At 59.9% G+C, this 13,960-nt stretch carries 12 protein-coding genes; 7 read left to right on the top strand and 5 right to left on the bottom strand.

Translation table 11 applies throughout. The features are described 5' to 3' along the window. Positions 1–2: 2 nt before the first annotated feature. The 5 genes from yajC to V8J88_RS00120 all read right to left on the bottom strand — a co-directional run bounded on the left by yajC (position 3) and on the right by V8J88_RS00120 (position 3,240). The gene (yajC, locus tag V8J88_RS00140; RefSeq protein WP_338847109.1) at positions 3–329 is read right to left on the bottom strand and encodes a preprotein translocase subunit YajC; all 327 of its coding nucleotides are present in this window, start codon (positions 327–329) and stop codon (positions 3–5) included. 174 nt (positions 330–503) lie between these two features. Beyond that, a complete protein-coding gene (gene tgt, locus V8J88_RS00135; RefSeq protein WP_338847108.1) occupies positions 504–1,637 on the bottom strand; it encodes a tRNA guanosine(34) transglycosylase Tgt in 1,134 nt (377 codons plus the stop codon). A 1-nt stretch (position 1,638) separates the two neighbouring features. Further along, entirely contained in the window at positions 1,639–2,670 is a 1,032-nt protein-coding gene (queA, locus tag V8J88_RS00130) for a tRNA preQ1(34) S-adenosylmethionine ribosyltransferase-isomerase QueA (protein WP_338847107.1), read from the bottom strand. 112 nt (positions 2,671–2,782) lie between these two features. Then, complete coding sequence (locus V8J88_RS00125; protein ID WP_338847106.1) at positions 2,783–3,091, bottom strand: type II toxin-antitoxin system RelE/ParE family toxin; 309 nt, start codon at positions 3,089–3,091, stop codon at positions 2,783–2,785. Beyond that, positions 3,088–3,240: a hypothetical protein gene (locus V8J88_RS00120; protein ID WP_338847105.1), complete on the bottom strand. Its 153-nt coding sequence runs from the start codon at positions 3,238–3,240 to the stop codon at positions 3,088–3,090. The genes V8J88_RS00125 and V8J88_RS00120 overlap by 4 nt, the downstream gene beginning before the upstream one ends. A gap of 205 nt (positions 3,241–3,445) precedes the next feature. Between V8J88_RS00120 and V8J88_RS00115 the strand changes: the two genes are divergently transcribed. From V8J88_RS00115 to V8J88_RS00085, 7 genes are all read left to right on the top strand, one after another. Continuing rightward, complete coding sequence (locus V8J88_RS00115; RefSeq protein ID WP_338847104.1) at positions 3,446–3,874, top strand: DoxX-like family protein; 429 nt, start codon at positions 3,446–3,448, stop codon at positions 3,872–3,874. 9 nt (positions 3,875–3,883) lie between these two features. After that, complete coding sequence (locus tag V8J88_RS00110; protein ID WP_338847103.1) at positions 3,884–4,354, top strand: thiol-disulfide oxidoreductase DCC family protein; 471 nt, start codon at positions 3,884–3,886, stop codon at positions 4,352–4,354. Positions 4,355–4,455: 101 nt separating this feature from the next. Beyond that, positions 4,456–6,600, top strand: coding sequence for an ATP-dependent DNA helicase RecG (gene recG, locus V8J88_RS00105; RefSeq protein ID WP_338847102.1), 2,145 nt, complete (start codon positions 4,456–4,458; stop codon positions 6,598–6,600). A 57-nt stretch (positions 6,601–6,657) separates the two neighbouring features. Continuing rightward, positions 6,658–6,963: a hypothetical protein gene (locus tag V8J88_RS00100; protein WP_338847100.1), complete on the top strand. Its 306-nt coding sequence runs from the start codon at positions 6,658–6,660 to the stop codon at positions 6,961–6,963. Between the two features lie 9 nt (positions 6,964–6,972). Next, the gene (locus V8J88_RS00095) at positions 6,973–9,594 is read left to right on the top strand and encodes a cache domain-containing protein (RefSeq protein WP_338847099.1); all 2,622 of its coding nucleotides are present in this window, start codon (positions 6,973–6,975) and stop codon (positions 9,592–9,594) included. Between the two features lie 13 nt (positions 9,595–9,607). Continuing rightward, a complete protein-coding gene (locus V8J88_RS00090; RefSeq protein WP_338847098.1) occupies positions 9,608–9,802 on the top strand; it encodes a hypothetical protein in 195 nt (64 codons plus the stop codon). Positions 9,803–9,928: 126 nt separating this feature from the next. Then, positions 9,929–13,942, top strand: coding sequence for a response regulator (locus tag V8J88_RS00085; RefSeq protein WP_338847097.1), 4,014 nt, complete (start codon positions 9,929–9,931; stop codon positions 13,940–13,942). The last annotated feature ends 18 nt before the right edge of the window (positions 13,943–13,960 follow it).

Here is a 13,960-nt window from a genome sequence, read left to right as displayed (position 1 = left end):
GCTCAGATCGCTTTCATGCTGCCCTTGGGCAACACGGTGCTGACTGCGCTTTTAACTACGATGATTTCACAACCGTTGGCGATTTCCAGCACCAGATGGGTGTCGGTGATGCGCACCACCTTGCCCAGCATGCCGCCCAAGGTCACCACCTCATCGCCTTTGGACAGGGCATCCATCATTTCCTTCTTCTTCTTCGCCTCTTTTTGCTGCGGGCGGATCACCAGGAAAAACATGCCGACCAGCATGATGATCATCATCCAGGTCATGCTACCGAATGCGCCTTCAGTGGCGGCCCCTGCAGTTTGCGCATATGCGTTGGAAATAAACACTGCTGACTCCGAAAGTTATATTGATTTGTGATTTAAAAGAAGATGCATCAGAAAAATGCATGCAAAATAGCGCAATATTCTACACGCTTTGCAGGCATTCAGGCCGGCTGACATGAAGGCAGTAAACAGGCGTGTGGCGGCAGATGGGGCTGCCGCCGCAAATTGCAAGAAAACTTACACACCGCGCGCGCGCTGCGCTGCAAATTGCGCGCGCCAGGCGGTGAATTGGCCGGCGTCGAGCGCGTCGCGCATCTCTTGCATGATCTGCAAATAGAAGTGCAGATTGTGCACGGTATTCAAATGTGCGCCCAGAATTTCACCGGTGCGGAATAAGTGATGCAAGTACGCACGCGAGAAATTGCTGCAGGTATGGCAGCTGCAGGATTCATCCAGCGGCCCCTGGTCATCTTTGTAGCGCGCATTTCTGATTTTGACATCGCCAAAACGGGTGAACAGCCAGCCATTGCGCGCATTGCGGGTTGGCATCACGCAGTCAAACATATCAATCCCCTGCGCCACGCCGGCCACCAGATCTTCCGGCGTGCCCACCCCCATCAGATAATGCGGCTTGTGCGCCGGCAGGCGCGGGCCGATGTGCTGCAGCACGCGCATCATTTCTTCCTTCGGCTCGCCGACCGATAAACCGCCCACCGCGAGACCGGGGAAGTCCAATTCTTCCAAACCGGCCAAAGATTCGTCGCGCAGCGCTTCATACATGCCGCCCTGCACGATGCCAAACAGCGCATTCGGGTTTTCCGTGCGCGCAAATTCATCTTGCGAACGCTTGGCCCAGCGCAAAGACATGCGCATGGATTGCGCCGCTTCGTGCACAGTGGCCGGACGGCCATCGATTTCATACGGGGTGCATTCGTCAAACTGCATCACGATGTCGGAATTCAGGGCGCGCTGGATTTGCATTGAGACTTCAGGCGATAAAAACAGCTTGTCGCCATTAATCGGCGAAGCGAAATGCACGCCCTGCTCGGTGATTTTGCGCATCGCGCCCAGCGAAAACACTTGAAAACCGCCGGAGTCGGTCAAAATCGGCTTATTCCAGCCCATGAAATCATGCAAACCGCCGAAACGGTTCATGATCTCCACGCCGGGGCGCAACCACAGGTGAAAGGTGTTGCCGAGAATGATTTGGGCATTGATTTCATGCAAGTCGCGCGGCGCCATCGCCTTCACCGAACCATAGGTGCCGACCGGCATGAAAATCGGCGTTTCGATCACGCCATGGTTCAATTCCAGGCGGCCACGGCGCGCGGCGCTATCCGGGTCGCGCTGCAACAAGGTGTATTTGAGCATGTCAGGACTTCCTTTCCAGCAACATCGCGTCGCCATAACTGAAAAAACGGTAGCGCTGCGCAATCGCATACGCGTAGGCGGCGCGAATTTGATCGTAACCCGCAAAAGCGGACACCAGCATCATCAAGGTCGATTTGGGCAAATGGAAATTCGTGATTAAGCGCTGCGCCACCTTGAATTGATAGCCGGGTGTGATGAAAATTTGTGTATCCGCACTGCCTGCTTTTAACTCGCCGCCATACCGGCTGGCGGCTGATTCCAGCGCGCGCATGCTGGTGGTGCCAACTGCGGTCACACGCCGCCCGGCGGCGTGCGCCGCGCTGATCGCGTCCACTGTTTCCTGCGGCAGGGTGTACCACTCGCTGTGCATCTTGTGCTGTGATAAATCTTCCACCCGCACCGGTTGAAACGTGCCGGCGCCGACATGCAGCGTCAGCCAGGTCAGCTGCACACCCTTGGCTTGCAGACGCGCTAACAGCGCATCATCAAAATGCAGGCCGGCGGTCGGCGCCGCCACTGCGCCCGGGTGGCGCGAATACACTGTTTGATAGCGCTGCTCATCAAAGCCATCCGCCGCATGTTCGATATACGGCGGCAGCGGCAGACTGCCGTGGCGCTCGATCAGCGCAAATAAATCCTGCTCCGGCGGAAAATGCAGGGTGAAGAATTCACCCGCGCGCACCCCAACCTCGACCTCAAATGCATCAGACAACTGCAGCCGGCTGCCCGGTTTCGGGCTTTTCGAGGCGCGCACCTGGGCTAACACGGTGTGCGCATCCAGCACGCGCTCAAGCAAGACTTCGACTTTGCCGCCGCTGTCTTTCATGCCGAAAAAGCGCGCTTTTAAAACCTTGGTGTCATTGAACACCAGCACATCGCCGGCCTCAAACTGGTCTTCAATATCACTGAAAATCCGGTCACGCAAAGCTTGCGGCGTGACATGCAAAAGGCGCGACGCGCTGCGCTGCGGCAAAGGGGTTTGCGCAATCAGTTCGGGCGGCAAATCAAAATCAAAATCGGAAAGGGTGTACATAGCGTAGTCAAGGCCGGCGTATCGATGCGGCAAAGCATACGCACAGCACAAAATGAAAAGCAAACCCGTGATTGTACCTGTATGCGCCAGGCAGCGCTTGCCTGTTTTGCGCTCAAGGCGTGAGCGGCGCGCGGCGGCCTTGGCCAAAACCAGGGCGGCGATGGTGATGACGCGGCGCCAAAATGATCAGGCAATCTTCTTGTGCGCGATAAATCAGAGAATAGGGAAAATGTCGCAGAGAGAGACTGCGCCGCCCTTGCTGTGTCGGGCGCCCCAACAAGGGATGCGCCTGCAGCAATTGTATGCCGCGCTCAACTTGTTGCAAAAAATGCTGCGCGACTGTCGCCCCGGCCTGATTTTGGCAATACGCCAATGCCTGATGCAACTCCTCACTGGCGCCAGGGTGAAAAACCAGCTTCATGCGATAAGCGTGGCGCGCAGTTCCTGCAGCAAGGTATGCGCATCTTGCATTTGCGCGCTTGCCAGGCTGGCTTCGCGTTGCGCCGCCAACGCTTCCCATTCCTGTTCCAGCTCGGCATCCTGCTCCAGGCTGGAAAGCAGGCTGCTCAATAAAGCACCCGATCAGCGGCAGGCAATTGCAACGCGGCGGTTTGCAACATTTCGAAATTCATATCGCCCATGTTTTACTCCACTGATGGTGATTGGAGACGCTTTGATTCTACTACAGAACATGCACGGGGGAGGCTTGACAGGTCAAGATGCGCGGCAGCGAAATCGCGTACACTATGCACAATTATCTTTCTTCCCGCCAATTATGCAAACTCCCCTTCCCCCTTACTCAGCAGCGCGTGAGCGTCTGTGTCTGCTGATTTGCACCCTCAGTCTGGGGCTGTGCTGGCTGTATCAGGGGCTGGTTCCCAAATTGCTGGGGCCGGACGCGATGGAATTGCAATTGGCGCAGCACATCACCGGCAGCGCGGATGCGGCCCTGTGGTTTGCGCGCGCTGGCGGCGTGGCGGAAATCCTGTTTGCGCTCTGGCTGCTGTCCGGGCGCTATGTGCGGCTTGCGCTGTGGCTCAGCCTGCTGGCGATGCCGGCGCTGTTGGCGCTGACTTTCTGGGCCGCCCCCGCCGTCTTGCGCACCGCGTTTAATCCGGTCGCGCTGAATCTGGCCATGGCCGCGCTGGCCATCGTCGGCCTGCTGCACAGCGCGCCGCACACGCCATCCTCCAATCAAAGCTGAGAAACTGCGATGTTCACACTGCGTTTTACCTCCCCCTCGGACAGCGCGCCGCCCGGCCTTGCGCCCGGCGAGAGCGTGATTTTATTTGACGGCGTGTGCCGCCTGTGCGCCGCCTGGTCGCGCTTTTTGCTGCGCTACGACCAGCGCGCACAATTCCGCTTAGCCACGGTGCAATCGCCCGCCGGGCAAGCCTTGCTGGATTGGTGCGGTTTGCCGCTGGACCGCTTTGACACCATGGTGTTACTGGAAAATGGCCGGCTGTACACCCACGGCGATGCGTTTTTGCGCGTCATGTGGCGCTTAGGCTGGCCCTGGCGTCTGGCCTGCGCCGGCATGCTGTTGCCGCGCGGCCTGCGCAATTGGCTGTATCAGCGCATCGCGAATAATCGCTACCACCTGTTTGGCAAATTGCAAGCCTGCGTACTGCCCGATGCGGCGCAACGCGCCCGTTTTCTGGAGTCGCCGCCCGGCCCGCCCTGATCCGCCGGCCCCGCGCAAACTGAGGCGGCGCGCCAAATCCGGCTACAATCCGTTTTGTCACCATTGCCAACCGGATATTCCGCGCGACAGCGCAGCACGCCATGAGCGCCCACGCCCCTTCTTCACCGCCTGCCGCCGCCACGCCAGCCGCAAGGCCCAACGCCAAAGACGCCAAAGACAGCGCGGCTAACGCGCTGCAAAAAAATCTGCGCCGCCTGCATAAGCTGGGCCTGCGCAATGCGCATGATATGGCGCTGCACCTGCCGCTGCGCTACGAAGACGAAAGTGAATTGACCCCCTTGTCCAGCGCTGCTTACCTCGGCACGCACTCGGTGCAAGTGCAAGCGCGCGTCAGCGATGCGCAAGTGCATCTGCGGCCGCGCCGGCAACTCGTGGTGACACTGCACGAAGCCGGGCAGGATGGCAAAGCGGATGCGCAATTAGTGCTGCGCTTTGTCAATTTCCAAGGCTATCAGCTCAAACAACTCGCCCCCGGCGTACTGGTGCGCGCGCGCGGCGAAGTCAAACACGGTTTTTTCGGCCCGGAAATGATTCACCCGGTGTATAAAATCGTCACTCCCGAAACCCCGCTGCCGCAAACCCTGACGCCGGTGTATCCCTCCGCCGAAGGGCTTTCCCAGTATTTTTTGCGCAAAACCATCAAAGACGCCTTGCAAACCTTTGACAGCAGCGACAGCCTGCCGCCGGAGATCGTGCAAAAACTCGGCTTGCCCGGATTTGCCGAAGCCCTGCACACCCTGCACCAACCGCCGCTGGGCAGCGATGTGCATGCGCTGCAGGAGCGCAGCCATGCCGCCTGGCAGCGCATCAAATTTGATGAATTGCTGGCGCAACAGCTTTCCCTCAAGCGCGCGCAAGCCGAGCGGCGCGCGCGCGGCGCACACCCGATGAGCCAGCGCGGCGCGCTGTGGCATGGTTTGCTGGCGGCGCTGCCGTTTTCCCTCACCGCCGCGCAGCAACGCGTGTTGGATGAAATCAGCCGCGACATGGCGCAAGACTATCCGATGCAACGCCTGTTGCAAGGCGATGTCGGCAGCGGCAAAACCGTGGTGGCGGCGCTGGCGGCGGCGCAAGCGCTGGATTCCGGCTTTCAAGCCGCGCTGATGGCGCCGACCGAAATTCTGGCCGAACAGCATTTCCGCAAAATCGACGGCTGGCTGCGCCCGCTGGGCGTGCAAGTGGCCTGGCTGACCGGCAGTTTGAAGAAAAAGGAAAAGCAGGCGGCGCAGGCCGCAGCGCAAGACGGCAGCGCGCAATTGCTGATCGGCACCCACGCCCTGATCACCGAACAAGTGCAATTCGCTCGCTTAGGACTGGCCCTGATTGACGAACAGCACCGCTTCGGCGTCAGCCAGCGCCTGGATTTGCGCAATAAGGGGGGACGCGGGCGCGATGGCGAAGTCGCGCCGCATCAATTGATGATGAGCGCGACGCCGATTCCGCGCACCCTGGCGATGACCTATTACGCCGATCTGGAAGTTTCGGTGATTGATGAATTGCCGCCCGGGCGCAGCCCGATTGTCACACGCGCCCTGCCGCAAGAGCGGCGCGCCGAAGTGGTGGAGCGGATCGGCGCGCAATTGGCGCAAGGGCGCCAGGCCTACTGGGTCTGCCCCTTGATTGAAGAATCCGAAAGCCTGCAATTACAAGCCGCGATCGACTCCCACGCCCAGCTGCAGGAAGCCTTGCCGCAAGCCTGCGTCGGCCTGGTGCACGGACGCATGAAAGCGCAGGAAAAACACGAGGTGATGGAAGGCTTTGCCGCTGGCCGCATTCACGTTCTGGTGGCGACCACGGTGATTGAAGTCGGCGTCGATGTGCCGAACGCATCGCTGATGGTGATCGAGCACGCAGAACGCTTTGGCCTGTCCCAACTGCACCAGCTGCGCGGGCGCGTCGGACGCGGCAGCGCGCAAAGCGTCTGCCTCTTGCTGTACCAGGGGCCGCTGGGCATGGTGGCGCGCCAGCGTCTGGACACCATGCGCAACACGAATGACGGCTTTGAAATCGCGCGGCGCGATCTGGAATTGCGCGGCCCCGGCGAATTTCTCGGCGCCCGCCAATCCGGCGAAGCCATGTTGCGCTTTGCCGATCTGGAGCAGGATCAATGGCTGGTGGAACGCGCCAGCCGTCTGGCGCAACACCTGATGCAACAACAGGCGCCCTGCATCGACCTGCATCTGGCGCGCTGGCTGGGGGCCAAACAAGACTTCCTCAAAGTCTGAAGCTGCGCAGTAAGCAAGAGAAAACCGCGCGCAGCCACCAGCGCCAGCAAAACAGCCATGGAAATTGCAGATCAGCAACATTGCGCCGGCAAAAAACCCGTCCCTGCGCGCAAAAATCCTGCAAAAAAGACTTCACAAGCTGCCCGCACTGCCTACAATAGAACGAAGGAATTTGCCGCCGCATCCGCAAATTCTCTGCCTGCAGCTGGTAGCGCTGCAGGATATTGCCCTTCCGTCCCTCCTGAAGGGCGCCATACGACCGACGCCAGCGGTTCTTCCGTCACCCGTTATTACCGCAATCTTGAATATAACAAGGCGGTTAGACGCGGAACATGCGAGCGCTTGCCTGAACCAACTTCATGAGCGAAACGTATGACCCATCCATCACCCTCCTCTGACGCCATACACAACGGCGATCAAACCGAAATCCAGCCATCGCATATCTCGGAGCGGCTGGCCAAACTGGAAAGCGCATTGCAACTCGAACGCAAATTGCGGCGGGTCAAAGACGAAGAAGCCGAAGAATTGCGGCACAAACTCAAAGAAGCGCTGGAAGCGGCGGAGCAGGCGCGCAATCTGCCCGATCCGGAAGCGACGGTGTTTTCCAAAACCCTGCACATGCGCCACAGCACCGAGGCGGCGAATCAGGATGTGACTGACGCCGATGCGCCAACGCGCATGATGACCGCCTGGCTGCCGCCGGGCGGCAAAAGCCAGAGCCTGAGCCATCCGCGCAGCCACAGCATCAGCACGCGCAGCATCACCCTGACCGAGCCGGCCCCTGGCGTCACGCCCAACGCCCTGCCCGCCGGCTTCATGCTGCACGAATACCGGATTGATTCAGTATTAGGGCAAGGCGGTTTCGGCATCACCTATCTGGCCACTGATATCAATCTCAACACCAAGGTGGCGATCAAAGAATATCTGCCAGCCGGCTACGCCTATCGCGATGGCGAATATGCGGTGCACCCGAAAAGCCACGCCGAGCGCGATTTTTATCTGACCGGGTTGGACCAGTTTTTGGTGGAAGCGCGCACCCTGGCCACCTTCCGCCACCCGAATATTGTGCGCGTGGCGCGCTTCTTTGAATCGCATCACACGGCGTATATCGTGCTCGAATATGAGCGCGGCCAACCGTTGCGCGGCTGGTGGCGGCATGACAAACCGCTGGGCGAAGAAGAATTGCTGGCGCTCTTGCAACCGCTGTGCGACGGTCTGGCGATGATGCATGAAGCCGGCTTTTTGCATCGCGACATCAAACCCGACAATATTTATGTGCGCAAAGAAGACGGCAGCCTGGTGCTGCTCGACTTCGGCGCCGCCAAACAACAGGGACAAGACCAGCAAGACCCGGCGGCGATTGTCACGCCCGGCTATGCCCCGCCGGAGCAATACGAGCAGAGCGAGCAAGGGCCTTACAGCGATATTTATTCATTGTGCGCCACCTTGTACTGGATGCTGTCCGGGCGCAAACCGCCGCCCGCCCCGGAGCGCATGTCCGGCCAAAGCGAAACGCCGAGCATACAAAGCCTGTGCGCCGGACAATACAGCGAAGCCATGCTGCGCGCCATCGACTGGGGCCTGGAGCTGGATAAAAACAATCGCCCGCAAAGCATTCAATCTTTTGCGCAAGCGCTGTTTGCCGCCCACTCTTCCAGCCTGGGTTTGCAAGCCGCGCTGGCGCGCGAAGACGACAGCAAAGAAGAAAAGGAAAAACGCTTCGCCCTGCGCGCCAGCTGGAAAATGCTGCTGAACTCGCCGCAGCTGCTGCGCCGCCGCATCTCGCATATGTGGCAGAGCTATCGGCGGCCGGCGAATTGGCCGCTGGCGCTGAAAATGACGCTGGCGCTGATGCTGGCGGCCTTGCTGCCGATGTCGATCACCGCCTACTACAATCTGCAAGGCAGTATGCAAACCGTGGCGTCCTCGGAATCGCGCAATCTGGAACGGCTGGCGCAAAGCGTGGCCGGGCGCATCAGCCAATTGCTGGCGGACAATCGCGGACTGGCCAGTTATCTGGCGACTGATCCGGAATTCATCAATTATTTGCGCAGTCCAAACGAAAGCGGACGCCGCAATATTGAGGAAAAAATCTATCAGCTGCTGAAAACCAATCCCGATGTGCACCGCCTGTTATTGATCGATAAAAAAGGCTTGGTGCTGGTTTCCAGCGATCCGGCAGTAACCGGCAAAAACGCCAGCATGCGCGACTATTTCCGCTCGGCGATGGCGGGCCGCCCGTTCGTCACCGGCATGCTGTTGTCGCTGGCGGATAACAGCCCCGGCGTGTTTTACTCCAACCCGGTGTACGACCCGGACGGCAACGCCATCGGCGTGGTGGTGCTGCGCATCAAGGGCGTCACCATCGACAATCTGCTGACCGAAAGCACGGAAGGCACAGGCCGCATCCCCTTCCTGATTGATGGCGACGGCGTGATGATTTCCCACCCTGACCGCGCCTACCTGTATCAAAGCCTGAACACCCTGAGCGAAGACAAGCAAAAAGAAATCGTCAGCGATCAACGCTTTGGCAAAGAAAGAGTGAAAAGTCTGAATATGCCGGAATTGGCGCAAGCCATGGTGCATGCGAAAAAGCACGGCAGCGTGACCTACCATTCGGTGATGTCGCAAAAACCGGAGCATGCCGGCTTTTCTCCTGTACTGGGACACAACTGGGTGGTCGGCATCACCGAGCCGCGCAGCCAGTTTGAAGCGCCATTGCGCCGCCTGTTCTCGCATGTGATGTACAGCGTGGTGGCGGTCGGGCTGGTGTTCTTGCTGCTGGCGGTCTGGTTCGCACGCTCGATTGTGCGCCCGGTGCTGCGCCTGACCGATGCCGCGATTGCGCTCAAAGAAGGCGATTTCGCCAAAGCCACCATCAAGGTCGAAAGCAATGATGAAATCGGGCGCCTGGCGCGCACCTTTAATGTCATGATCGACGTACTGCGCCAGCGCGAACGGGAAAAGAACCGGAGCCGGGGCCATCATCATTAATCCAGGGCGCCACATGAAAGAAGCCGACATCATCACCGCTGCCTGGAGTGAGCGCATGAAAGAAGCCTACGCCGTGTTTGCACAAAACTGGGTGGCCGCGAATGGCGACCCGGTTTTGCAGCAAGCGGCGGAAGACAGTTTCCGCACAGCGGTCAAGAATGCAAAACAGATCAAGGAACGCGCGCTCAGCATCGTATTGGGCGCATGAAATGCAAGGATTGACATCGCTTTTTTGCCGCCGGCGGCCAATTGCGGTAGCATTGGCCCATTGCGGCGCTTGGTCGCCGCCGCTTGCGTTCTGTGAAGCGCAAGCGTTGCGCACCTCTGATCAATAATGGAATTATTCGCTTCTGATGAACACATCGCCGGTTTGCGCCTGACCCTGTCCAACGCACAAGGTTTGCCGCGCTGGCGCTGCATGACTGAACTGGCCTGGCATTTGCGTGAACGCGATACCCGTGGCGCGCTGGCGATGGCCGATGATATTTTGCGTGAATTGGCGCAGGCGCCGGCGTCGGCGCAAATCGACCAGCTCAAGGCGCGCACCCTGCTGACCCGTGGCGAAACCCTGCGCCTGTTTGCCGAACTGGCGCCGGCGCAGCAGGAAGCGCAAAGCGCTGGCGCCCTGTTTCTGCAGCATGCCGATGTATTGGGACAGTCTGACGCCTGCAATCTGCAAGCCTGGATCGCCATGGAGCAGGGCGACACCAGCGCGCGCGACTACTGGCTGGAGCAGGCGGCGGCGCTGGCGCTGCAGGGCGATGACCGCTTGCGCGCAGACGTCTCGATTCTGACCCAGGCGCGCGCCGCCGTATTCCGTGACGCCCATGCCGCGCTGGCGCAATGGAGCGGCCAATATCAACATCTCGATACCGCCAGCCAGCCGGCGCTGGCCGCCTGTCTGCATGACTTCCTCGGCACCGCCGCCAGCCAGCAAAGCGAATTCGCACGCGCCATTTCAGAATGGACCCAGGCTTATGAAGCCGCGCTGGCCAGCGCACAATTGCGCCGCGCCGCCGTAATCGCCACCAATATCGGCAATTCATTTAACAGCCTGAACGAACACAATACCGCGCTGGAGTGGATGCAACGCGGACTGGATCTGAGCCGCCCGCGCCAATGGCCGGCCACCCTCGGCGGCACCCTGATGCAAACCGGCGAAACCCTGCGCCGCCTGAGCCGCTACGAAGCGGCGCATGAAATTCTGCTCGAAGCGATGCAAAACCTGGACAAGTTGCCGAATTCGCGCAACTACGGCATCGCGCTGGAATACATGGGCGATTTGATGCTGGACAAGGGCGACTACCCGACAGCCCTCGACATGTTCACACGCCAGCAGCAACACGCCAATCTGCTGGCGCAAAGCGATTTTCTGATCAGCGCGGCGCGTGGCCGGGCGCATGCCCTCTCACATATGGATCAAGCCGGGGAAGCGCTGGAAGCTGCGCATGAGGCGCTGCGCCTGTGCCAGCAATTCGACGACCCCTTCAGCCAGATTCAGGTCTTGCGGGTGCTGGCGGAAATCCATCAATTGCACAGCCTGCCGGCCCCGGAAGGCATGCATGCGCCCAATCCTGTGCTGCATTATCTGCTGCAGTCGATTGAAGTCGCGCAAGGCATCAGCGGTTACACCGTACCGGGCGAACTGTATGACGCGCTGGGACGCGAATACGCCCGCATCGGCCATTTTGCGCTGGCCTATTCGATGTCCTTGCAAGCCAGCATGGCGCGCGAGAAAACCCATAACGAAGGGGCCACCAACCGCGCTATCGCGATGCAAGTGCGGCACCAGACTGAACGCGCGCAAGCCGATGGCGAACACCACCGGCAACTGGCGGCGGAACAGGCGCGGCGCGCTGAAATTCTGGCGCAAACCTCGGCCACGCTGGAACATCTGTCTTCGATCGGCCAGGAAATCACCGCCCACCTGGATGCAGACGCCGTGTTCCAGACCTTGAACCGGCATCTGCACGGCCTGCTGGAAGCAGACAGCCTGTCCGTTTTCATGCTGGAGCCGGACGGCCAGCATATGAAGCTGGTGTTTGGCAATGAAAACGGCAAACCGCTGCCGCATGTGCTGGTGAGCGTGCAAAACCCGCAAGCGAATTCAGCGCGCTGCCTGCGCGAACGGCGTGAAATCCTGATTGAGCAAGACCCGGCGCAAAGTGACAACAGCAACCACCTGCAAGGCACCACGCGCCAGCTCAGCATGTTGTACGGGCCGCTGGCGGTGGGCGAACATGTGCTGGGTGTGATGAGCGTGCAAAGCGCGCGCGTACATGCCTTTGGCGAACGTGAGCGCCTGATCTTCCGCAGTCTGTGCGCCTATGGCGCAATCGCGTTTGACAACTCGGCCACCTACCGGCAACTGAAAGCCACTTTGCAAACCTTAAGCGAAACCCAGGAGCAATTGGCCAGCGCGGCGCGACTGCAAACCAGCCTGATTGAGCAAAAAATGGCGGCGGAACAATTGGCGCGCCAGCGCGCCGAAGAAGCCACCCAGATGAAATCGGCCTTCCTGGCGAATATGAGCCATGAGATCCGCACCCCGATGAATGCGGTGATCGGGCTGGCGCATCTGGCTTTGAAGAGCGGCTTGAACGCCAAGCAGCATGATTATCTGTCCAAGATTCACCGCGCCGGCTTGTCCCTGCTCGGCTTGATCAATGACATTCTGGATTTTTCCAAAATCGAAGCCGGCAAGCTGGACATCGAGCAAGCCCCGTTTTCGCTCGACGAAGTGCTCTCCAATGTGGCCAGCGTATCGAGCCAGAAAGCGGCGGAAAAAGGCCTCGAATATCTGTTCCGCGTGCCGCATGAAGTGCCGCGCCAATTGGTCGGCGACGCCTTGCGCCTGGGACAGGTGTTGATCAACCTGGTGAATAATGCGATCAAATTCACCGAGCAAGGCGAAATCGAACTCAGCTGCCGCCTGCTGGAACAGGATGAAGAACACGCCCTGCTGCAATTTGCGGTGCGCGATACCGGCATCGGCATGACGCCGCAGCAAGTGGCGAATTTATTCCAGCCCTTCACCCAGGCCGACGGCTCGACCTCGCGCAAATTCGGCGGCACCGGCCTGGGACTGTCGATTTCCCAGCATCTGGTGCAATTGATGGCGCATGACGAATCCGCCAAAATCAAGGTGCAAAGCGCCAGCGAAGCCGGCTCCTGCTTCAGCTTCACCCTGCGTTTCACGCTTGGCCCGGCATTGCCGGCCACGCAGCAATTGCCGGCCCGCCTGCGCGATGCGCGCGTGCTGGTGGTGGACGACAACCCGATTGCGCTGGAGATTTTTGTCGAAGCCTTGCGCGCCCTGCCCTTGCGCGTGCACGCGCTGCAAGATGCCCGGCTGGTGCTGGACGCCTTGCTGCAAGCACAGCAGGAAAACGACCCGTATCAGCTCTTGATTTCAGATTGGCAAATGCCCTGTTGCGACGGGATCACCCTGGCGCAGGCGGTGCGCGCCGAAAGCCGGTTGCAAAGCCGCCCGGAATTCATCCTGGCCACCGCTTTTGGCCGCGAAGAAGTGCAAGAACAGGCCGAGCAGGCCGGCATCGCCGGCTTTTTGTACAAACCGGTCAGCGAAGCGCTGTTATACGCCACCCTGAATTCCGTGTTTGCGCCGCATGAAAGAATGGTAGTGCAAAGCAATACGCCGCAACACCAATTCGCCCCGCAAACCGTGCTGCTGGCCGAAGACAATGAAATCAATCAGCAAATCACGCGCGAATTGCTGCAAGCAGTCGGTCTGCAGGCCGATTTGGCGCAAAACGGGCGAGAGGTGCTGGACAAACTGGCGCAACATCCGCCCGGCCACTACCCCTTGCTGTTAATGGATCTGGAAATGCCGGAAATGGATGGCCACGCCACCACCGCCGCAATCCGCGCCGACGCCCGCTACGCCGCCCTGCCGCTGGTGGCGCTGACCGCGCACGCTCTGCCGGAAATCCGCGAACGCTGTTTAAGCGACGGCATGCAAGACTATCTGACCAAACCGATTCAGCCGGAATTGCTGTACGCCTGCTTAGCGCGCTTTTTGCCGCTGGCCGGCGCGCCCGCCGCCGCCCCGCAAGCGCCGGAATATGCGCCGCCTGCCGTCGCGCTGCCGCCGCAAAGCGGACGCAGCAGCAGCCTGGCGGCGCGCGCCGCGCTGGAACAATTAAGCGCCTTGATGCACCTCAACCCGCAAGACACGCTGGAATACTTTGCCAGCATTGAATCAGGTCTGGCATTATTGCTGGAACAAAATTTGCTGGAACAATTGCATGCCTTGTTGTACGCAGGCGATTGCGACGCCGCCTGCGCGCTGGTGGATCAGGTCTTGCTCGCCTGGGAAGAAACATAAGCGCGCAGCGACACGCCA

The organism is Massilia sp. W12 (assembly GCF_037300705.1).
In the GTDB taxonomy this organism is placed as follows: domain Bacteria; phylum Pseudomonadota; class Gammaproteobacteria; order Burkholderiales; family Burkholderiaceae_D; genus JACPVY01.
The sequence above is the reverse complement of the archived record's forward strand: the minus strand, read 5'-3'. Positions and strand labels throughout refer to the sequence as shown.

What these genes read in the sequence shown, in the direction of transcription:
- V8J88_RS00090 (WP_338847098.1), top strand. Translation starts at nt 9,608, where the DNA reads ATGAAAGAAGCCGACATCATCACCGCTGCCTGGAGTGAGCGCATGAAA.
- queA (WP_338847107.1), bottom strand. Translation starts at nt 2,670, where the DNA reads ATGTACACCCTTTCCGATTTTGATTTTGATTTGCCGCCCGAACTGATT.
- V8J88_RS00100 (WP_338847100.1), top strand. Translation starts at nt 6,658, where the DNA reads ATGGAAATTGCAGATCAGCAACATTGCGCCGGCAAAAAACCCGTCCCT.
- V8J88_RS00095 (WP_338847099.1), top strand. Translation starts at nt 6,973, where the DNA reads ATGACCCATCCATCACCCTCCTCTGACGCCATACACAACGGCGATCAA.
- V8J88_RS00085 (WP_338847097.1), top strand. Translation starts at nt 9,929, where the DNA reads ATGGAATTATTCGCTTCTGATGAACACATCGCCGGTTTGCGCCTGACC.
- V8J88_RS00115 (WP_338847104.1), top strand. Translation starts at nt 3,446, where the DNA reads ATGCAAACTCCCCTTCCCCCTTACTCAGCAGCGCGTGAGCGTCTGTGT.
- recG (WP_338847102.1), top strand. Translation starts at nt 4,456, where the DNA reads ATGAGCGCCCACGCCCCTTCTTCACCGCCTGCCGCCGCCACGCCAGCC.
- V8J88_RS00110 (WP_338847103.1), top strand. Translation starts at nt 3,884, where the DNA reads ATGTTCACACTGCGTTTTACCTCCCCCTCGGACAGCGCGCCGCCCGGC.
- tgt (WP_338847108.1), bottom strand. Translation starts at nt 1,637, where the DNA reads ATGCTCAAATACACCTTGTTGCAGCGCGACCCGGATAGCGCCGCGCGC.
- V8J88_RS00125 (WP_338847106.1), bottom strand. Translation starts at nt 3,091, where the DNA reads ATGAAGCTGGTTTTTCACCCTGGCGCCAGTGAGGAGTTGCATCAGGCA.